The following is a 20,009-nucleotide window of genomic DNA, read 5'->3' as shown; positions in this document are numbered from 1 at the left end:
TGCGGTAAGAGCTAATATTAAAAGTATTGCGGCGTCAGCATTTTCGTGTCCTGCTTCTTGAAGAAGTAGTAACCTACTGAGATCTCGTGCGATTGAAAACCGCTCAGGTCGTTGAGCATGCGGTCGTAAGAGTAACCCAGGCGTAAAGCGTTGGTTACCTGTAGTTCGGCGATCAGGGCCACGGCGGTACGCTTCGTCACAGGATCGGCTTCCGGGTTTTTGTTGAACAGGTTCATGCTGGTGCGGTATGAGCTACCCAGCCACAGACGGTCACCCAACAGCACGAAGCCATTCAAGTCCACATTGGCAGGCGCATTGAAGTCTTCCTTGATCAGCACGCTTGGCTTCAGCTTTACAAAGCTGCTCACATCAAACACATAACCTGTTGTGAAGTAATAGTGGCGAACCGGCTCGATCTGGAAAACGTCCTTGAACTGGATCAGGTCGGATGCGGAAAGGCCAGCGTAGAAGCGTGATGTATTATAATAGACGCCCAGCTTCACATCAGGTCTGTAAAACACATCTCTGCCTGAAGGGATACTCGGATCATCCGGTACACCTAGCTCCGCACCATCCATTACGCTCTGCACCACACCAGCCGCTATACCTAAGCTCAGCGTTCCACGCGCGCTCACCGACACACGGGCCGCTGCGTTGGCATAAGCCGAGGTAGTAGAGTAGGCACCGATCTTATCACGTGTGAAGTTCAGGCCCAGGCCCAATCGCTCGTGGCTGGTCAGGCCGTCTACACTCAGCGCCTGTGTAGTAGGCGCTCCGTCTATACCTGTCCACTGCGAACGGTGGAAGGCGTTGATGTTGAGCACACCTTTGGTACCGGTATAGGCCGGGTTGATGGCCATACTGTTGAAGATGTACTGCGAGTACTGCGGGTTTTGCTGGGCATTAGCTGCAAAGGTGAAGAGCAGCGCCAGCAGGGTATAAAGTATTCTCATGGTAATAAAATTTTCAAATGAATGCACTCGCTTATCGGAAGATGGTCACGTAGCCGCTGTAGTCCTGGTACTTGCCATCGCATAGCTTCACCCTTACCTTGTAGAAGTAAGTACCTTGTTCCAGCCCCTTGGCGGCCCAGTCGTTTTTGTAGTTCTTCTGCTTGAATACCTCGGATCCCCAGCGGTTGAACATCACCATTTCATTGTCCGGGAACTTCTCCAGGTTCTTCACCAGCCAGGTGTCGTTCTTGCCGTCACCGTTAGGGCTAAAGGCTTTCGGGAACTCCAGCTGACCGTCGGCTACTTTCGCGTCCATGTCGATGCTGTACTCAGCAGATCCCCGGCAGCTGCCGTTGTAGGCAATCACACTCACGCGGCCTGTTGCAGTCGGGCTGCTGGCCTTTACCTTGATGGTGGCCGTACCCTGACCAGACTCGATGGTGAAGCCCTCTGTTACCGTCCAGGTATAGGAAGTCGCTCCTTCTACCGGATCGGCAGTGTAAATCAGACCTTCGCAGACGCTGCTGTTGTCGGTGATGCGGGTCACTGGAGCAGGAGGCATGGTGATATCAACCTGAAGCACTGACCAGTCGCTGTTACCGCAACCGTTGATAGCTCTTACACGCACGGTACCGCCTGTCTCGGCAGCAGCCACTGTAATGCTCGTGCCGTTGCTGGCTCCTTCGATCGTCAGACCACCGGTAGTTTCCCACTCGTAGGCAGTAGCGCCAGTTACAGCCTCGATGCTGAAGGAATTGCCCGTGCTGTTGAGGCACACATTCATGTTACTGCTGATCGCGCCAGGTGTCGCCGGCTTCAGCGTTGGCGAAACAGCTACTTTGGATACAGCACCCGCACCGCAGTTTTTCACTGTATTGGTAGCGTACACCTCAATGTCACCGCTTGTCTCACCCACTGTTACAATAATGCTTTCACCTGTCAGCGTGTTGGCGCTCCAGCCTTGCGGCACTGCCCAGGTATAAGTCATGCCTGCTTCCGGAGATTGTATGCTGAACGTAAGCGTAGCCCCGATACATCCCGTCGTAGCCGTGCTGGCTATGGATGGTGCTGTCGGTTTGTTCGTCACTTTTACTTCCCGGCTGAAGGCATCGCTTGCGCTACAGTCGTTGCCGGCTTTCACGCTGATCTGACCTCCTGTTTTACCAACTTTCACTCGGATGATTCTGCCATTTTCCTGCTCACTTACTACAGTCCAGTCAGCTGCCGGGAAGGTCCAGGTATAGCTGTTGGCTCCCGCCACTACCGGTGTGCTGAAGGTTGTTTCCTCTTCCTCGCACAGGTCCACGTTGCCGATGATGGCAGTTGGCACCGCCGGAGTAGGTGTCACGATAATGGTTGCTTCGGTTGTTGTGCTGAATCCGCAGGCGTTGGTCACCGTCAGGTATACCTTGCCACCCGCCAGGCTTTGGCCCTTAGGTCGAACACTTACACTTGTGCCGGCATCGTTTGTGTCTTCCACAAACTCAAGGTTGCTACCCAGAGTCCACTTGTAAGTAAGTCCTTCTACAGAAGCGGCGCTTAGGGCTATACCTGTATTGCTGTTGAAGCACACGGCACCGGCTCCGGTTATAGCCACTCCGGTTGGTTCACCGATCACATTCACTGTGGTTTCAGCCGTCTTGTTTACATCCTTGCACTGCGTGTTCACTGTCACTTTAACTACCTGGTTGCCCAATGCGGTGCCCGCCTGTACCGTTATGGTGCTGCCGTCTTCTGATTTGCTTACTGTTCTCCAGCCACTTGGCAGCGTCCAGGTATAAGTGCCACCAATCACATCCGATGTTACTTTGAAAGTAAGCTCACCTTCACGGCAAACTGAAGTTGGCGCCTCTACAATTGATAGCTCAATATTCGGGTTACACTTCACATCCGGAATCACTACAATGTCCTCGTCATTGTCAGGGTCAGAATCCTTGTGGTCGTCTGGATCTCCCGGGTTGTTAGGATCGCCTGGATTGTTCGGATCAGTTGGATCTGTCGTATCTCTGCTGATGATGCGAGCAATGTTGCGTACAAGACCTGCTTTCACAAGCTGAGCATTGATAACAAGCTCAGCAGTAGCTTTTGCCTCCAGTGAAGGGATTTTAAATGCTCCGGTAGCCGGATCGTAGGAAGCGCCATTGCTTACAGTGAAGTCTACCAATAAAAGACTTTCTGGCAGTTTCTCACCTACCACAATGTTCTTTTCTGATGCTGCGCCATGGTTTGTTACCACAATGCGGTATTGCACCATCTCGCCGACCATGTATTCAGCCTTGGCATTCACCAGTTCTTTTGTTACGCCCAGGTCTGGCAGCAGGATTACTACTTCTTCTTCATTGTTATCCGGGTCCTTGTCATTGTCCGGAGTGCGGTCGATAATCGTGGCTACGTTGCGGATAGCACCCGTACGAACAATCTTCGCATACACAACCAGTGTAACAGAAGTATTTCCTGCCAATGTTGGGATGTTGAATATACCTGTCGAGGCGTCGTAAGTCGTTCCGTTGGTAGCAGTATGACGCACATACTCCAGCTCCTGTGGCAACTGTTCACGCACATTAACATTTGTCTGAGGCGTAGAGGCGTTGTTCGAAACCTTGATTTCGTAGGCTACCACATCGTTTATCTTATACTCCTCCTTCGGATCAACGACTTTCTTGGTTATACCCAGGTCCGGTAGAATGATCTCTACCTCTTCTTCATTGTCATCCGGGTCTTTATCATCAGGGCGGTCGATGATGGTGGCTACGTTGCGGATGTTGCCTGTGCTTACAATCTCGGCATATACAATCAACGTAGCTGACGTATTACCGGCAAGCGTAGGAATGTTGTAGATGCCTGTAGTTGGATTATAGGTACTGCCAGGAGTCTCCTCGTGACGCACATATTTCAGTCCACTCGCCAGCTGCTCGCTGACATTAATATTCTTTTCCTCTTTTGAAGATGTGTTTACGATCTTAATTTCATAGGCAATCACATCGCCCAGATTATAGCTTGCTTTTGCATCAACTATACGTTTTGTCAAGCTCAGGTTTGGAAGTACAACTTCTTCATCGTCTTCCTCATCACCCGGTTTCGGATCTGGATTATCACCAATAATAATGACTTCGTTTCGGATGTTACCTGTGCCAATCACTTCAAATACCAGGCGAATGCTCTGAGTTTCCTCTACCCCCATGTCGCCAATCACCCATTCGTTTTTCTCCTGGTCGTAACTTCCCTTTGTAGCTGGTTTTACTTCTACCAGTCTCAAACCAGAAGGTATCCGCTCTTTCACAACCACGTTGCGGGCTATACCCGGACCGTTATTCTTGGCAGTAATGGTGTAGGTCACGCGCGAACCCAGCGATACGTCTTTGTTATCTACATTTTTCTCTACTGTCAGGTCGGCATTCGTCACGTTCTGAAGTACAGTAGGGTTGTTTTCGAAATAAATAGTGCCCCCTATGGAGATGGCTCTGCCGTACAGGGATACACCTTTCCCGAATGTGATATCACCTGTAGCGATGATATTGCCATAAAGACTACTAGGAGCCAGGATTTCTACGTCACCGTCGACTACCCAGTAGATATTCTTAGTCTCTACACCTACACCGGACAAGCTAAGCGCTCCCGGATTCACTCTCAGGTTACCGTCGATTTTGAAAACAAAGATTGGTGAACTGCCACCCTGTGACACGAGTAGCGAGATACCACTGATCGTGGCATCCCCGGTGATGCTATATACTCCAGGATAAATTTCACGTCCATTACCTAAATTGGGATTCAGGTTCTCCACTTCCTGAAGGGCCATCAGCTCCTGGTACAGTCTGTTTGCATCGACCATTGCCTCTGCAGCCAGTTCTGTCCCCTTCTCTTTCTTGCCTGTTACCTCAAGAAATTCCTCTCCGATAATTACTTTGCCAGGGCTGATGCCGATGTCACCGCGGATCCATGTTTTGTCGGGGCCTTTAACGACGATCTGTTCATTGGCTAAAGCAATGAACCTATTCACGCGGCCCAGGTTGATTTCCGTCTGCCCAAAACTAAGGGTGGTGGTGGCAGTCAGAAAAAGGGTGAGAAGCAGTAAAATTCTACTCATAGGGGATATGTAATAAAGCGTAATAAATCAGGCATAAATATAAATGTATTTTCATAATCTTTTACTATATCCTGATACTTATATATTCGAGATAAGTTTAATACAATATAAAAAATACAATATATATCTTTAAATAAAATGTTATAACAGTAATCTTGTAAGACTATTCTAATATGACTCCTGCAAATATTTTTTTTAGGAATCTGCTTTTCCAGTGCAATGTTCAGAATATGGCCATATATAAGTGTATTTGTAGCTAAATATTCGAATATACTAATTCAACAACCTTTAAGTTGCCAAAATGCTGCTTTTATACACCTTTTGTTATATAGGCGGACAAAGGAACTGAAAATTTTTTAATTAGAATAGGGAAATTTAGGGAAGGAAAGTAGTACAATAAAAAAGTGCCCTATCAGGATTTGCTTCCCGACAGGGCACTTTTTAAATTAAATTAAACTTTCTAAAAAATCTTTGAAAGTTAATAACTTAACAGAGCCTATACATGCACGTGACGCTCAGCATGGTAGGAAGAGCGCACCAGCGGACCGGACTCCACATATTTGATTCCACGCTTCAATCCTTCTTCTTTGTAATGATCAAATAAATCCGGGTGAATGAACTCAGCCACCTCAATATGAAGCTTGGTTGGCTGCAGATACTGACCCAGCGTCAGGATATCACAACCATTGGCCGCCAAGTCATCCATTGCCTGGTATACCTGCTCGCGGGTTTCGCCCAGCCCCAGCATGATACCGGTTTTAGTGCGCTTGCCATACTCCTTCGTGCGCCTGATTTGCTCGAGGCTGCGGTCGTACTTAGCTTGTGGTCGCACACGGCGGTATAGCTCTTTCACTGTCTCCATGTTGTGCGACACCACCTCCTGGCCCGGAGAGATCATCGTGATCAGGGCATCCCAGTTGGCTTTCACATCAGGGATGAGAGTTTCAATAGTAGTGGCAGGAGAAAGTTCTTTTACCATCCGCACGGTTTCGTGCCAGATGGTGGCACCGCGGTCTTTGAGTTCGTCGCGGTTCACAGAGGTAATTACAGCGTGCTTCACGCCCATTAGCTGTATGGCCTCAGCCACACGGCGCGGCTCGTCTTCGTCGTATTCGTTAGGGCGGCCTGTGGCCACGGCACAGAAAGAGCAGCTGCGTGTACACACATTGCCCAGAATCATGAAAGTAGCTGTACCGGCTCCCCAGCACTCACCCATGTTAGGGCAGTTGCCACTCTCACAGATGGTATGCAGCTTATACTCGTCTACGATGCTTCTAACCTTTGCATACTCTTTCCCTACCGGTAGCTTTACGCGCAGCCAGTTTGGCTTGCGGGGCTGTCCCAAAGCATTGAGCCCCTCGGGCTTCGCATTGGGTTGTATTACCGGAAGTGTCATCATTTCATCCATGCTGCAAAGATAGGTATAATGCGTTAAGACTTCAGCAAAAGCATCCGGAAATTAAGGCTATGTGCCCATCACCAGGTGCTTTCCTCTCAACAAGCAATTGCAGGGAATTGTTCTCAGCCCCTCTTATTTGCGACGGCCGTAGTAGATGTTCAGGTACACGGAGGTAAACAGGCTGTAGTTCTCGGTCTGCGGGATCATGACCATGTCTTTGAAGAACTTCTCGACCATAAAACCCACTTCTACACCTGTAATGCTCTCGCGGTAGCGGCCGTACTCAAAACTCAGGCCTGCCTTGGCGTGCACACCCAGATTGATGTTCGTTTCGCCCAGGCCAGTAAGCACGTTCGCATTGCCCAGCGTGTTTTCGAAGCTCAAGTGCTTATTCGGGTCATAGGCCTCTGTCCGTATGTCACTGCCCAGGCCGCCGGCATAGTCGTAGCGGATGTAATAAGGTATGAGCAGCCCCAGCGAAGGACCTATTGCGCCCAGTGCATTCACCTGCACGCCGCTTTCGGCAGCTTTACGGAACAGTACATGCTCCAGCCCATAGTGCGGGCGCACCGAAAAGAAGTGGTTCTGTTTGCCTGCGATAAAGTGGTCGCCTGAGCCCGGGTTGTAAAGCCTGTTCTCTTTCGGATGTTTGATCTCCACGATCTCGAGACCGCCGAAACGGTAGAGCCGTTCTTTCATGAACCAGGAGCTACGCACAAACACGCCGCCCAGCAGGCCGCCGTTCGAATTCAGGTTGATGCCGTAGCTGAGTTCGTTGCTAAAGTCATCATCAGACTGAGCTGTAGCCGGCAAAACCAGCAGCAGTGTCATAGCAATTGTGAGTAACAGGTTTCTTGCCACCTTTATACAATTTGGGTTAGGTATGTTCTATCCAAAGGCCAGAACCAAAAGCAGGCAGGTATCAGGCATTCGAAGCCATACAGCCCAGCTTACAACTCCGGTCAGGATGGCTACTATCAAGGAATACAGGTTATCGATGAGGCCGGATTTACGCCACAGCTATATCAGGCCGCCAGGCTCCTCTTCATCGAGTCAATGCTGATGCTCAAATGCGAGGCATCATACGTGCACATACCATCCTGGATGAGCAGCAGTTGGGGCGACTGGTGCTGTACCTGAAACACTTCCGCTATTTCGTTTGAAACCGGTCGGTAGCGCAACAGGTCAAGGTAGTAAGGCTTAATATGGTCTACACCGGCACCATCCCACTGGCGCTCCAGCCTGCTTTTGGCAGTGGAGCTGATAGAACATGTCGTACTATGCTTAAATATCACCACCGGGGTGTGCTTCGACTCTTCAATAATGGAATCTAACTGCTCTGCGCTTGTAAGCGGATGCCAATTCATAGCTATCTGGTTAGGTTTACTTTTCCTTCTTCCGGAAAAGCCTGAATTTCTTTTTCTCGCGGTCAGCCGGGTCACGCTGCACGGCCTCTTTCGTGCCATCATGCTTCGTTTTGAGCAACCCCAGCATCGGGCGCCGTCTCACTTTGCCAGACTCACCTTTTTTCAAGGTATAAGCCTCCATGTTCAGGTGGGTATCCTTGTAAGTGGCTGCCTCTACCTGATTGGCCTCCCGCAGCGCCTGACGCATCAGGCGACCGTGTTTGTCTGTCATGGTATAGCTGATCTGACCAAATGCAGGCCAGGCCGCTAAAAACAGCATACCTGTCAGCACTACCAAACGTTTTGTTTGCTTATCAAATCCCAACTTTTCCATAACAGCTTTCCATCTACAGTTGTTATACTGAATTCGGGAATAGGGGTTGCTCCCCTAAAAAATTCCCATTCGCTTCTTCTTCACGCGGCCGTTTTTGTCCATGTCTACCCGCACTGCTTCAAGCCCGGAGGCGTTCTTCCCCGATACTTTGGACGTTTTTCCGGGCTTCGGGCAAGGTATACCTTTGCGCTGGCAGCCTGAACCAAATAGCAGTGCTATGCACAGCAGGCCCAGTACCCAATATCTACTTTTCTGCATCACAAGCAATATACGTGTATTTCCTCTAATTTCTGCTAAAATGCCATAATGCTCTCTACCTTCTCGCGCAGGCGCTGCTTCGGCAAAAACTCCTGCTCCAGCGGCGGCGCAAATGGCACGGCGGTGTCCAGGCTGGCAACCCTTGTTACCGGGCCGTCGAGCAGCTCGAAGCAGTTCTCGCCGATCCAGGCCGCAATCTCGCCTCCTATACCTCCGGTCATGGTGTCTTCGTGCAGAATAATAACGCGGCCGGTGCGGGCCACAGTATCGCGCACGGCTTCTTTGTCCCAAGGGAGTAGTGAGCGCAGGTCCAGTATGTCGAAGCTGATGTCGGTCATCTCTTGCTGCAGTTGCTTGGCCCAATGCACGCCCATGCCATAGGTGATGATAGAAATGTCGGAACCTTCGGCTACCAGTTTGGCTTTGCCGATTTCGATGGTATAATAGTCGTCCGGAATCTCCTGTGAGATGGAACGGTACAGCAGCTTGTGCTCAAAGTACATCACCGGGTTCGGATCTTCGATGGCCGCGTTCAACAGGCCCTTAGCATCGTAAGGCGAAGACGGGTATACGATCTTCAGACCCGGCGTATGGAAAAACCAGGCCTCGTTACTCTGGGAGTGAAACGGCCCCGCAGCGGCACCAGCGCCTGTTGGCATTCGCACCACCACATCGGCATTTTGCCCCCAGCGGTAATGGCTCTTGGCCAGGTTGTTCACGATTTGGCTGAAACCGGCACTCACGAAGTCTGCAAATTGCATCTCCACCATGCTTTTCTTGCCTTTCACGGACATACCCAAGCCTATACCTAAAATGGCCGACTCGCAAAGCGGGGTATTGCGCACGCGGTCTTTGCCAAATTGGTCAATAAAGCCTTCTGTAATTTTGAACACGCCACCGTACTCGGCAATATCCTGCCCCATCAGCACAAGCTCCGGGTAGCGCTCCATGCTTTGGCGCAAACCATCGGAAATAGCGTCTACATAGCGCCTCTCGGTTTTGGCATCCGAAGCAGGTTTGATCACCTCTTGCTCGAAAGGACAATACATATCCTCTATTTCTTCTTCACGATTTGCTTCTGGCATTGGCGTCGCAAAGGCAGTCTGCAGACCTTCTTCGATCTCAGCCTTTATCTCTTCGCGTATACCTTCTATGGCTTTCGGGGTCAGGATCACTTCATCTAGCAGGTACTTCTCAAAGTTTTCCACCGGATCTTTTTTCGACCACTTCTCGAACAGCTCCTGCGGCACATACTTGGTACCGCTGGCTTCTTCGTGCCCACGCATACGGAAGGTGATGGCCTCGATCAGCATCGGGCGCGGGTTCTTGCGCATGCTGTAGGCAGCCTGTCGCACCGTGTCGTATACTTCCACTATATTATTGCCATCGATCTGCAAGGCGTCTATACCGTAAGCCGGGCCTTTGTCGATGAAGTGCTTGAACTTGAATTGTTCGTTGCTCGGTGTGGAAAGGCCGTAGCCGTTGTTTTCGATCATAAAGATAACCGGCAGGTTCCAGACAGCCGCCACGTTCAGCGCTTCGTGGAAGTCGCCTTCGGAGGCACCGCCGTCGCCACTGAACACCAGCGCCACTTTTTCTTTATTATCGAGCAGGTCAGCCAAAGCTATACCGTCGGCTACCGCCAGCTGCGGCCCCAAGTGCGAGATCATGCCTACGATGTGGTGCTCGTTGGAGCCGAAGTGGAAAGAGCGGTCGCGACCCTTTGTAAAGCCGGTCTTCTTGCCCTGAAACTGCGCAAAGAGTCTGTCCAATGGCACTTCGCGGCTCGTGAACACACCCAAGTTGCGGTGAAGCGGCAGAATGTACTCGTCTGACTCCAGCGCCATGGCCGAGCCTACGGAGATAGCCTCTTGCCCTATACCTGAGAACCACTTGCTCACTTTGCCCTGGCGCAGCAGCACCAGCATGCGCTCCTCGATCATGCGGGGTTTCAGGATACCTTTATATAAGGCGATCAGTTCGTCGTCAGAATATTCTTTGCGATTATAATTCATCTTATGATGCGGAAAATTCGTTGTGATATGGCAGCATAACGTTTGCTTAGGCCGCCGATTATGGTGCTAATTTATAAATTTGTTCGGTACTTCGTGCCTTACCGGCTCCGGCTTACGCAACAAGCGACGTCCGGAAGTCCGTAAAAAAAGCAAAAGCTACAGAAAACCTGTCAGGCCTGCAAGTATTTGCGGGTTTTGATTGAACAGGGCACAAGGTATACCTGTTGAAAAAGAAAAGACAGGAAAGAAATCAGGCAAAGGTAACATGGGTTGCCGCCCTTTAAAGAGAAGAAGATTATGATACAGTTTCAGGAATTTACGTTGGATAACGGCCTGCGTGTGATCGTGCACGAAGACCACACCTCCCCGATGGCCGTGCTAAACGTGCTCTACGACGTGGGCTCCCGCGACGAGGAAGAGCAGCACACCGGCTTTGCGCACCTGTTTGAGCACCTGATGTTCAGCGGCTCCAAGCACATCCCGGTATACGACGAGCCCCTGCAGCGCGTGGGCGGAGAAAACAATGCCTTCACCAGTCCCGACATCACCAACTATTACCTGTCACTGCCAGCCCAGAACATCGAAACAGGCTTTTGGCTGGAGTCGGACCGCATGCTGGATCTCGCCTTCAGCGATCACGGTTTGGAAGTACAGCGCAAGGTCGTAGTAGAGGAATTCAAGCAGAACTACCTGAACCAGCCTTATGGCGACGTGTGGCTGAAGCTGCGCCCGCTGGCCTACGAGCAGCACCCGTACAAGTGGGCAACTATCGGCAAGGAAATCGCCCACATCGAAGACGCGACCATGGACATCGTGAAAGCGTTCCACAGGAAACATTACTCCCCAAGCAATGCCATACTGGTGGTGGCCGGTAATGTGACGTTTGACAAGGCGAAGGAGTTGACCGAAAAATGGTTCGGCCCTATACCTGCCGGCGAGAAGTACGAGCGCGCTATACCTTACGAGCCGAAGCAGCAGGCACCACGTGTGCTCGAAACCAGCGCCGACGTACCCTTGAGCGCCATCTACAAAGCCTACCACATGCCGCACCGCACACACGAGGACTACTACGCCGTAGACCTGATCAGCGACATACTGGGCCGTGGCAAGTCCTCGCGCCTGTATGAGCAGCTGGTAAAAGAGCAGAAACTGTTTAACTCCATTTCCGCCTCCGTGACCGGCTCCATCGAACCGGGCTTGCTCATAATCCAAGGCAAACTCAACGAAGACGTGGACCTGCAGGAAGCCAATGCCGCCATCGAAGCTATTAATAAAGAGTTGATGGAGAAACTGGTGGACGAAGAAGAACTGAATAAGGTGAAGAACCAGGCGGAGACCTCCATTGTATTCTCAGAGATTGAACTGCTGAACCGAGCCATGAACCTGGCCTATGGCAAGCTACTCGGCGATGCGAACTTCGTGAACACCGAGGGCGCGAAGATTCAGGCCGTGACGCCGCAGGACATTTTGCGCTGCGCCAAACAGGTGCTTGATCCGAACAATTGCTCTACTTTGCTTTATAAGGCGGAAAAGAAGGCCCAGCCTGTGGAGCAGGAGGCATAGACAAGGAATAAGATTCTAAATTGAAGCGGCTGTGGTGAGAACTGCAGCCGCTTTTTCTTTTTAAAATATACCCCACTTCTTCAGAATTCCTCCAAAATCGGTCCGTAACATACTATACAACCGATTTGCAAAACCTAAATTGAAGAAAATGAAAAAGACTGCATTTGCTATGCTTTTTATGGCAAGCACCTTATTTGCTTGTGATAATAACTCAGATGACGTAAATCCTGACGACGTACCTGCTGCTGTAAAAGAAACACTGCTCAGCAGTTTTCCTGAAGCGACTGACATAGACTGGGAACAAAAAGGGGAAGACTACGAGGCTGATTTCGATGTGAACAAAGTAGATTATAGTGCACTATTTAATGCCTCGGGGAGCCTGATAAAGCACAAGCAGGATATACCTGAGTCTGAATTACCGGACGCTGTGCGGGCAGCCATCAACACAGACTATGCTGCCTATCGTCTGGATGACATCGAGCGACTGGAGGAAGGCCAGACAATGCTGTACCAGGTTGAACTGGACAACAATACCAAGGACGAAAAGCTGGTTTACTCCGCCGATGGCCAGCAGGTACAGCAGGCATACTGGGATTAACGAATGCCAAAACTTATTTAATCAGAAGCCTGGGGTTCTTTACCTCAGGCTTTTAAATTCCATGTAAGGCCGCTCAACCAGCAAACAGCCTTCCTTGGCCCCCGACAAATAATAGTCCCTGCGCTTTTTTACTGGAATGCTCATTAATAACCCATTCTACAAAGTTTCTTCAGATTTGCATGCTAAGCTTAGGACAAAATCATCAGGTTACCTTTCATTACATAATCATGAAGCTACGATTCGCCACCATCACACTTTTTGCAGGACTTCTTGTTTCCTGTGACGATGATGTGTTGCCAGAGAAAGTGCCGCTGGAGGTACGGCAAAACCTACTGAACACATTTCCTCTTGCCTTTGATATTGAGTGGGAAAGGAGCGGTAAAGATTACGAGGCTGACTTCAATATGCATGCGGCAGCACATAGCGCACTTTTTCGACACTCAGGTGAGCTTATGCAGTACAAGCGAAACTTACACTCCTCTGAATTACCAGAAGCTGTCGCCAACTCCATCGCCCAAAACTACCCGAGTTATAAGATAGAAGAGGCGGATGCCATTGTGAGGAACAACATTACCTCCTACCAGGTAGTGCTTAAGAGCAAATCAGCAGAACTTGAGCTAGCCTTTTCAGCAGAAGGCCAGCAGCTTACCCAAGCCTACTGGGACTGATGCTGATCACCATCCCCTTCAGCCTGGCAATTCGTAGCATGTAACTTTTTAGGCATAACATTTGTATATACAAACAACACCATTACCTTTGTACCCACATTCAGCCTATGCGCATAGAAGACGAAATACAGCAGAAAGACTTCAAGGACGATTACCGTCGGATGGTGGTTAACCTGTTGTTTACGAACAATTGGCTGAACCAGCAGTTTATACCTTTCTTCAAGCAGTTTGGACTCACGCTGCAGCAGCATAATGTACTGAGCATTGTGCGGGGGCAGCACCCCAAGCCCGTTTGCTTTGGAGAGGTTCAGGAGCGCATGGTTGACCGCAACTCCAACGTAACGCGACTCGTGGACAAACTGATTGAGAAAGGCTACGTGACACGCGACATCTGCCAGGCGAATCGCCGCATGATTGAGGTACGACTGACACAGAAAGGCACTGCACTACTTGAACAGATTGACGAGCAAATGCCTGCCTTTTTCCAGCGTTTCCATAACCTGACGCAGGAGGAGGCCGTTTTAGTGAGCAAATTACTCGACAAGCTCAGAGGCTGAGCTATTTTTTTATTATAATATTTGTATACACAAATGATGTACAAACTGAAATATATATTATGAAGCATATCCAGATAAAAGACGCATCTATACCTGCCCTTGGCTTGGGCACTTTTCAATTGACAGATGATCAGGCACGTGAAATCACAGCCGCCGCCATCTCAGAAGGCTACCGCCACATCGATACGGCGCAGATCTACCAGAACGAGGCGGGTGTGGGTTCGGCCATCAAAGACGCAGGTATAGCCCGCGACAAGATTTTCCTGACCACGAAAGTTTTCAGGGAGAGCCTGTACAAAAAAGACTTTATGCCGTCGGTAGAGGAAAGTCTGCGCAAACTCAAAACCGACTATGTAGACCTCTTGCTGATCCATTGGCCAAACCGCAATGTGCCCGTAGCTGAGTATATGGACCAGCTGATGGAAGCCCAGCAGAAAGGCTACACCAAATACATCGGCGTGAGCAATCACCCCACTGCCCTCCTCGACGAGGTGCTGGCAACCGGCGCTGACATCATCACCAATCAAGTGGAGTACCATCCGCTGATCAACCAGACCAAGCTCTATACCTACCTGCGCGAGCACGGTATTTCGCTGACTGCTTATAGCCCGATCGCGCAAGGCAAAGTGCTCGGCAACCCTGTCTTGAAAGGTATAGGCGAAAAGTACGGAAAGAACGAAGTGCAGGTATCACTGCGCTGGCTGGTGCAGCAAGACGGCGTGATGGCTATACCTAGAACATCCAAAGTCGAGCGCCTTGGGGACAACATCGCCATCTTCGACTTCGAACTTTCAGCAGAAGATGTTGCCCAGATCGACCAACTGAAAAAGGACCACCAACGTGTGGTTAACCCGCCCTTCTCTCCGGATTGGGACTAGTAAGTTTGGAAGTTTAGGAGTTTAGGAGTTTAGGATTTATCAGTTCATTAAGTACCCTCGCTCGCGTCCCGCGAGTGTGAGGTATTTGGTGGCGTTCCGCCTCCTGTGCCCAAAGGTACAAAAACAGCGGCCAGAGTACGCCCGAAGCTCACACTCACGGGACGTGAGCGAGGGCATAAGGGTATAACAACCTGTAGGGACAGGTCGCGACCTGTACGAATCGTGCACGAAATATCGACGGCTAACGATTCCCAAATCGTGCACGGAAAACAACAATTCAGCCATTTAACAATTCAAAAATGTCACAACCACTTTTAAAATCTATAAAACTCCATGACCTGCAGCTGAAAAATCGTGTGGTCATGGCGCCTATGACGCGTACCCGTGCTGCAAACCATGAAAAGGCGCCTACTGACCTGATCGCTGAGTACTATGAGCAGCGGGCAGAGGCGGGGCTTATCATTTCAGAGGGCACTCCGGTTTCTAAGCTGGCCGTGGGTTATATCAATATACCCGGCATCTACACCGAAACACAGGTAGAGGGCTGGAAGAAAGTTACAAGGGCCGTACACGATAAGGGAGGCAAAATCTTTGCGCAGCTGTGGCACGTAGGCCGCATCTCACACCCCGACCTGCTGGACGGTGAGTTTCCTGTGGCCCCTTCGGCCATCAACCCTAACGATAAGGCCTTTACTGAAGAAGGCTTCAAGCCAACTGTTACTCCTCGTGCTCTTACCGTAGAAGAAATAAAGCAAACGGTACAGGACTTTAAGAACGCTGCTAAAAATGCCATGGAAGCAGGTTTTGATGGTGTGGAGATTCACTCCTCCAACGGCTACCTCTTCCACCAGTTCTTTGTAACCTGCTCTAACAAGCGCACAGACGAGTATGGCGGTTCCAGAGAGAACAGAGCCCGCTTCCTGTTTGAGGTGCTGGACGCAGTGCAGGAGGTCATGCCGATCGAGCGCGTTGGCCTGCGCCTGAACCCAAGCATGCACGGACTTTTCGGCATCACGATAGACGAGGAGACCATCCCAACGTTTGATTACATCATAGAAAAGCTGAACGATTACAACCTGGCGTACCTGCACCTGTCGGAGCCTTTCACAGATGTTACAGATGTACCGTTTGCCGAGCCGAACATAGCCAAGCGTTACCGCCCTATCTACAAAGGCAATCTGATCATCAACAAGAACTTCTCGCAGGAAACGGGAAATCAGGTGATCGAAGAGGGTGATGCAGACATGGTAGCCTTCGGTATACCTTTCATCTCAAACCCGGACCTGCCAAAGCGCTTCGAAAGGAATGCCTCTCTTGCAGAAGCAGACCGCAGCACCTTCTACGCCACAGGTCCTAAAGGCTACATCGACTACCCGACACTGGAGGAGGTAGAAGCCTAGGCGTTTCCTATAACTTAGCACTACAAAAGCCAGCTACCGAAAACGGTGGCTGGCTTTTGCTTTTAAACCTTTCCGAACGATTTGAGTCTATACCCTTGAAAAATGCGTCTGCTGCATAATGACAAAAGGGTAAAAGCAGCTATATTTACTTTTTATACCTGCCGTATAAGGCATTGCTATACCTTCGACACCTACTATGAAATTTAAAATAAGAACCGGCTTCGGCTACGACGTGCACCAACTGCAGGAAGGGCTGGACTTCTGGCTCGGCGGTATCAAGATTCCGCACACACACGGTGCACTGGGCCACTCCGATGCCGACGTGCTGATTCATGTGATCTGTGATGCCCTGCTCGGTGCCGCCAACATGCGCGACATCGGTTTTCACTTCTCCGACAAAGATCCGCAATACAAGGGCATTGACAGTAAGATTCTGCTCAAGGAAGTGATGCACCTCCTCTCCCGCGAAGGCTATCAGATCGGCAACATCGACTCAACCATCTGCCTGCAGGAGCCAAAAGTGAACCCGCATATACCTGATATGAAAGCTTGCCTGGCCAAAGTAATGGGTATACCGGAGCATGATCTTTCTATTAAGGCCACCACCACGGAGCACCTTGGCTTTGTGGGCAAAAAGGAAGGCGTAGCCGCTTTTGCAACCGTCCTGATCTATAAACAATAACCATCCATAACCTTACCTTCACCTAACACAGACATGAAGTATAACAAGTTTTATGTGTATGCGCTGGCAGCCTTCCTGACCACAGGTTGCGCCCAGACGCCTACAACTACAAGCACCACCGCCGAGGCTCCCGTAACGGAAGCAGAGCGACTGCGCGAAGCCGCTCCAAAGTATGCCGCCACCATCACGGCCGCTGACCTCTCCAAGCACCTGCACATACTCGCTTCAGACGAGTACGAAGGCCGCGACACGGGCTCTAAAGGTCTGCAAATGGCTGCCGAGTACATCTCCCGCGAGTTTAAGGAAGATGGTTTGGTTGGTCCTGTAAAAAACAATTCCAATCCATACTACCAGCCTGTAGCGCTGGAGCGCAGCCAGTGGGGCGACGGCTACATCATGGTCGGCAAACAGAAGTTCATGATGGGACAGGACTTTTTCGTGCTGGGTGCTTCACCGTACCAGACAGAGCAAACTGCTGAAGTAGTATTCGCGGGTTACGGCATAGACGCTGACAACTACTCCGACTACGCCAACATCGACGTGACCGGCAAAATGGTTGTGGTGCTGGGCGGCGAGCCCAAAGGTGCCGACGGCAAGTTCCTCTTGAGTGGTACTGACAAGGCTTCTGATTGGGGCAATGACTTCCGTACCAAGCGCAATGCCGCCACCAAGCGTGGTGCCAAGAGCGTGCTGGTAGTTACAGGCACCAATGCTGATGAATTTACCACCATGACGCAGCGCTACCGCAATTACCTGACGCGTCCGTCTATCGGCCTGAAGGGCAACGGCGCACAGGGCGGAGCTACAGCAGCCATGATGGTATCGCCACAGGTAGGCGCCTCTTTGCTGGGCACAACGCCAGAGAAGATGCTGGCCTACGCCAACGCCGTAGCGAAAGCAGGCAAGCCTACACCAGGTACTTTCACAGCCGTGAAGGACGTGAAGGTGAAGACAGAGCGCAAGAGCGAAGCACTTCCGTCTGACAACGTACTGGGCTATATCGAGGGTACTGACAAGAAGGATGAAGTGATCGTAGTAACGGCTCATTACGACCACGTAGGTATAGAGGATGGTGAAATCTTTAACGGCGCTAATGACGATGGTTCCGGCACTGTAGCTGTTGTAGAACTGGCTGAGGCTTTTGCGCAAGCCAAGAAAGATGGCATGGGGCCACGCCGCAGCATCTTGTTCATGCTGGTAACAGCTGAAGAGAAAGGTCTGTTGGGTTCTGAGTACTATGCCAACAACCCGATTTTCCCGCTCGAGAACACAGTAGCTAACATCAACATAGACATGATTGGCCGTATGGACTTCGACGCTGAGAAGACCAACGACCAGAACTATATCTACGTGATCGGTGCTGACAAGCTTTCTTCTGAACTGCACCAGATCAACGAAGAGGTAAACGAGAAGCACGTAGGCCTACGTCTTGACTATAAGTTCAACGACGAGAACGACCCGAACCGCTTCTACTACCGCTCTGACCACTACAACTTTGCCAAGCACGGTATTCCGATTGTGTTCTACTTCAATGGTGTGCACGCCGACTACCACAAGGCAACTGACACGGTAGACAAGATCATCTTCGAGAAAGCTGAGAAAGCCGCCCGTCTGGCGTTCCACGTGACCTGGGAACTGGCCAACCGCGACAACCGCATTGTAGTGGATAGCAATAAAAAGTAACATACTAAACCCGTAGCAGCGGCCGTTTAACATAAAAACATTCCGCTTTTATTAGCTTTGAGGAAAACACCCTAACTTTAAGGGTGTTTTTCTTTTTAATAGCACTTCCTGATCTCTAGCCGTTTCAGGAAAACCGCAGGGTTTATTTATATGAGTAGACTAAAACAGTTTCTGCAGGACGCGGAAACAAAATCATTTGACCTGGGCCACCGCTCGACCATTAAGTTCAACATCGGCAAGTACAACGCCGCTGTGCAGCGTGGCCTTACCCAATACAGCGATCACGAGCTCGCCCGCGAAAGGGCTTCTTTTATAAAAACGAACGCCATCAATAACCTGGACAAGTACCTGATGGAGTTTGAGTCCAATTTCACGGCCCGCGGCGGCAAAGTGATCTGGGCCCGCAATGCAGAGGAGGCACTCAAGGAGATCGGGCAGATCATGAAGCGCAAGCGTGCCCGTTCGGTGGTGAAATCCAAGTCGATGACGACAGAGGAAATTCACCTGAACAACTACCTGGAGAAGAACGGGGTGGAGACGGTGGAGACAGACCTGGGCGAGTACATTGTACAGCTGGCCGAGCAAAGGCCCTACCACATCGTGACACCTGCCATGCACATGTCCAAGAAGGACATTGCAGATCTCTTTGTTAAAAAGCTCAAGATCGCCCCAACCGATAGCGCCGAAGAACTGGTAGCCACTGCGCGTCGTTTGCTTCGTGCCAAGTATACAGAAGCCGAGGTAGGTATAACCGGCGGCAACTTCCTGCTGGCTGATATTGGTGGTGTCGCTGTAACGGAAAACGAAGGCAACGGCCGTTTGTCCACTGCTTTCCCGAAGACGCACATCGCCATTGTTGGTATAGAGAAAGTCCTGCCCTCCGTGATGGACCTCGATCTGTTCTGGCCACTGCTGAGCACCAGCGGCACCGGGCAGCAATTGACCATTTACAATACCATCTTCACAGGCCCGCGCCAGCCTAACGAGAAGGACGGTCCGGAGGAGATGTATGTGGTGCTGCTGGACAACGGTCGCACCGAGCTGCTGGCCTTGCCAGAGAAGCGCGAAGCGCTGAACTGCATCCGCTGCGGCGCCTGCCTGAACGTTTGCCCGGTATACAAGAACATCGGCGGCCATACCTATGAGAGCACGTACAGTGGCCCGATTGGCTCCGTGATTACACCACACTACAACGGCATGGCCGAAAACAAGCACCTGAGCTTTGCCAGTTCGCTTTGCGGCGCCTGCACCTCAGTGTGCCCGGTAAAGATCAACATTCACAACCTGCTGTTGCTCAACCGCCGCCAGAGTGTGGAGCAAGGCTATACCGAGAAAAGCGAGCGCACGACTTTCAAGCTGTGGCTCAAAGCCATGAAGAGCCGCAAGCTGCTGAATATGGCGCCTGCGGGTGTAAAGAACTTTGTTTTGAAGCAAGTGCTGAGAGATACGTGGAGCAAGCGAAGAGAGCCGCTGCAAGTAGCGCCGAAGTCGTTCAATCAGCTTTGGAAGGAAAAAGAAAATAAGTAAAACA

The 20,009-nt window shown here is 50.7% G+C and carries 17 protein-coding genes; 9 read left to right on the top strand and 8 right to left on the bottom strand.

Annotated features, from left to right (window positions below; translation table 11 throughout):
* Positions 1 to 17: 17 nt before the first annotated feature.
* From AC5FXQ_RS09185 to AC5FXQ_RS09150, 8 genes are all read right to left on the bottom strand, one after another.
* Positions 18 to 953: a PorP/SprF family type IX secretion system membrane protein gene (locus tag AC5FXQ_RS09185; protein WP_493602168.1), complete on the bottom strand. Its 936-nt coding sequence runs from the start codon at positions 951 to 953 to the stop codon at positions 18 to 20.
* A gap of 31 nt (positions 954 to 984) precedes the next feature.
* Positions 985 to 5,037, bottom strand: coding sequence for an ice-binding family protein (locus tag AC5FXQ_RS09180; RefSeq protein ID WP_493602167.1), 4,053 nt, complete (start codon positions 5,035 to 5,037; stop codon positions 985 to 987).
* Positions 5,038 to 5,533: 496 nt separating this feature from the next.
* On the bottom strand, positions 5,534 to 6,436 hold the full coding sequence (lipA, locus tag AC5FXQ_RS09175) for a lipoyl synthase (protein ID WP_493602179.1): 903 nt from the start codon (positions 6,434 to 6,436) through the stop codon (positions 5,534 to 5,536).
* Positions 6,437 to 6,568: 132 nt separating this feature from the next.
* Positions 6,569 to 7,267 (bottom strand): hypothetical protein, encoded by a 699-nt coding sequence (locus AC5FXQ_RS09170; protein ID WP_493602166.1) that lies wholly within the window; start codon positions 7,265 to 7,267, stop codon positions 6,569 to 6,571.
* 194 nt (positions 7,268 to 7,461) lie between these two features.
* On the bottom strand, positions 7,462 to 7,803 hold the full coding sequence (gene ytxJ / locus AC5FXQ_RS09165; RefSeq protein ID WP_493602165.1) for a bacillithiol system redox-active protein YtxJ: 342 nt from the start codon (positions 7,801 to 7,803) through the stop codon (positions 7,462 to 7,464).
* A 16-nt stretch (positions 7,804 to 7,819) separates the two neighbouring features.
* Positions 7,820 to 8,176: a hypothetical protein gene (locus AC5FXQ_RS09160; protein WP_493602164.1), complete on the bottom strand. Its 357-nt coding sequence runs from the start codon at positions 8,174 to 8,176 to the stop codon at positions 7,820 to 7,822.
* A gap of 54 nt (positions 8,177 to 8,230) precedes the next feature.
* On the bottom strand, positions 8,231 to 8,434 hold the full coding sequence (locus AC5FXQ_RS09155; protein ID WP_493602163.1) for a hypothetical protein: 204 nt from the start codon (positions 8,432 to 8,434) through the stop codon (positions 8,231 to 8,233).
* 35 nt (positions 8,435 to 8,469) lie between these two features.
* A complete protein-coding gene (locus AC5FXQ_RS09150) occupies positions 8,470 to 10,449 on the bottom strand; it encodes an alpha-ketoacid dehydrogenase subunit alpha/beta (RefSeq protein ID WP_493602162.1) in 1,980 nt (659 codons plus the stop codon).
* A 297-nt stretch (positions 10,450 to 10,746) separates the two neighbouring features.
* Between AC5FXQ_RS09150 and AC5FXQ_RS09145 the strand changes: the two genes are divergently transcribed.
* The 9 genes from AC5FXQ_RS09145 (at position 10,747) to AC5FXQ_RS09105 (ending at position 20,005) form a co-directional block, all read left to right on the top strand.
* The gene (locus tag AC5FXQ_RS09145; protein WP_493602161.1) at positions 10,747 to 12,012 is read left to right on the top strand and encodes a M16 family metallopeptidase; all 1,266 of its coding nucleotides are present in this window, start codon (positions 10,747 to 10,749) and stop codon (positions 12,010 to 12,012) included.
* 148 nt (positions 12,013 to 12,160) lie between these two features.
* Positions 12,161 to 12,610, top strand: coding sequence for a PepSY-like domain-containing protein (locus AC5FXQ_RS09140; protein ID WP_493602160.1), 450 nt, complete (start codon positions 12,161 to 12,163; stop codon positions 12,608 to 12,610).
* A 227-nt stretch (positions 12,611 to 12,837) separates the two neighbouring features.
* Entirely contained in the window at positions 12,838 to 13,278 is a 441-nt protein-coding gene (locus tag AC5FXQ_RS09135) for a PepSY-like domain-containing protein (RefSeq protein WP_493602159.1), read from the top strand.
* A gap of 107 nt (positions 13,279 to 13,385) precedes the next feature.
* Entirely contained in the window at positions 13,386 to 13,835 is a 450-nt protein-coding gene (locus AC5FXQ_RS09130; RefSeq protein WP_493602158.1) for a MarR family winged helix-turn-helix transcriptional regulator, read from the top strand.
* A 59-nt stretch (positions 13,836 to 13,894) separates the two neighbouring features.
* Positions 13,895 to 14,713, top strand: coding sequence for an aldo/keto reductase (locus AC5FXQ_RS09125; protein WP_493602157.1), 819 nt, complete (start codon positions 13,895 to 13,897; stop codon positions 14,711 to 14,713).
* A 299-nt stretch (positions 14,714 to 15,012) separates the two neighbouring features.
* The gene (locus AC5FXQ_RS09120) at positions 15,013 to 16,113 is read left to right on the top strand and encodes an alkene reductase (RefSeq protein WP_493602156.1); all 1,101 of its coding nucleotides are present in this window, start codon (positions 15,013 to 15,015) and stop codon (positions 16,111 to 16,113) included.
* 196 nt (positions 16,114 to 16,309) lie between these two features.
* Complete coding sequence (ispF, locus tag AC5FXQ_RS09115; protein WP_493602155.1) at positions 16,310 to 16,795, top strand: 2-C-methyl-D-erythritol 2,4-cyclodiphosphate synthase; 486 nt, start codon at positions 16,310 to 16,312, stop codon at positions 16,793 to 16,795.
* Positions 16,796 to 16,828: 33 nt separating this feature from the next.
* Positions 16,829 to 18,478: a M28 family peptidase gene (locus tag AC5FXQ_RS09110; RefSeq protein ID WP_493602154.1), complete on the top strand. Its 1,650-nt coding sequence runs from the start codon at positions 16,829 to 16,831 to the stop codon at positions 18,476 to 18,478.
* 150 nt (positions 18,479 to 18,628) lie between these two features.
* Positions 18,629 to 20,005 (top strand): LutB/LldF family L-lactate oxidation iron-sulfur protein, encoded by a 1,377-nt coding sequence (locus AC5FXQ_RS09105; protein WP_493602153.1) that lies wholly within the window; start codon positions 18,629 to 18,631, stop codon positions 20,003 to 20,005.
* Positions 20,006 to 20,009 lie beyond the last annotated feature (4 nt).

The organism is Pontibacter sp. LHS1, assembly GCF_058932855.1.
Note: the sequence above shows the minus strand (reverse complement) of the source record. Positions and strands in the feature narration are given on the sequence as shown.

Excerpts from the sequence above, each read along its gene's own strand:
- AC5FXQ_RS09170 (WP_493602166.1), bottom strand. The coding sequence starts at position 7,267 with ATGACACTGCTGCTGGTTTTGCCGGCTACAGCTCAGTCTGATGATGAC.
- AC5FXQ_RS09105 (WP_493602153.1), top strand. The coding sequence starts at position 18,629 with ATGAGTAGACTAAAACAGTTTCTGCAGGACGCGGAAACAAAATCATTT.
- AC5FXQ_RS09180 (WP_493602167.1), bottom strand. The coding sequence starts at position 5,037 with ATGAGTAGAATTTTACTGCTTCTCACCCTTTTTCTGACTGCCACCACC.
- AC5FXQ_RS09150 (WP_493602162.1), bottom strand. The coding sequence starts at position 10,449 with ATGAATTATAATCGCAAAGAATATTCTGACGACGAACTGATCGCCTTA.
- AC5FXQ_RS09185 (WP_493602168.1), bottom strand. The coding sequence starts at position 953 with ATGAGAATACTTTATACCCTGCTGGCGCTGCTCTTCACCTTTGCAGCT.
- AC5FXQ_RS09120 (WP_493602156.1), top strand. The coding sequence starts at position 15,013 with ATGTCACAACCACTTTTAAAATCTATAAAACTCCATGACCTGCAGCTG.
- ispF (WP_493602155.1), top strand. The coding sequence starts at position 16,310 with ATGAAATTTAAAATAAGAACCGGCTTCGGCTACGACGTGCACCAACTG.
- AC5FXQ_RS09125 (WP_493602157.1), top strand. The coding sequence starts at position 13,895 with ATGAAGCATATCCAGATAAAAGACGCATCTATACCTGCCCTTGGCTTG.
- AC5FXQ_RS09135 (WP_493602159.1), top strand. The coding sequence starts at position 12,838 with ATGAAGCTACGATTCGCCACCATCACACTTTTTGCAGGACTTCTTGTT.
- AC5FXQ_RS09145 (WP_493602161.1), top strand. The coding sequence starts at position 10,747 with ATGATACAGTTTCAGGAATTTACGTTGGATAACGGCCTGCGTGTGATC.
- AC5FXQ_RS09155 (WP_493602163.1), bottom strand. The coding sequence starts at position 8,434 with ATGCAGAAAAGTAGATATTGGGTACTGGGCCTGCTGTGCATAGCACTG.
- AC5FXQ_RS09130 (WP_493602158.1), top strand. The coding sequence starts at position 13,386 with ATGCGCATAGAAGACGAAATACAGCAGAAAGACTTCAAGGACGATTAC.
- AC5FXQ_RS09140 (WP_493602160.1), top strand. The coding sequence starts at position 12,161 with ATGAAAAAGACTGCATTTGCTATGCTTTTTATGGCAAGCACCTTATTT.
- AC5FXQ_RS09110 (WP_493602154.1), top strand. The coding sequence starts at position 16,829 with ATGAAGTATAACAAGTTTTATGTGTATGCGCTGGCAGCCTTCCTGACC.
- ytxJ (WP_493602165.1), bottom strand. The coding sequence starts at position 7,803 with ATGAATTGGCATCCGCTTACAAGCGCAGAGCAGTTAGATTCCATTATT.
- AC5FXQ_RS09160 (WP_493602164.1), bottom strand. The coding sequence starts at position 8,176 with ATGGAAAAGTTGGGATTTGATAAGCAAACAAAACGTTTGGTAGTGCTG.
- lipA (WP_493602179.1), bottom strand. The coding sequence starts at position 6,436 with ATGATGACACTTCCGGTAATACAACCCAATGCGAAGCCCGAGGGGCTC.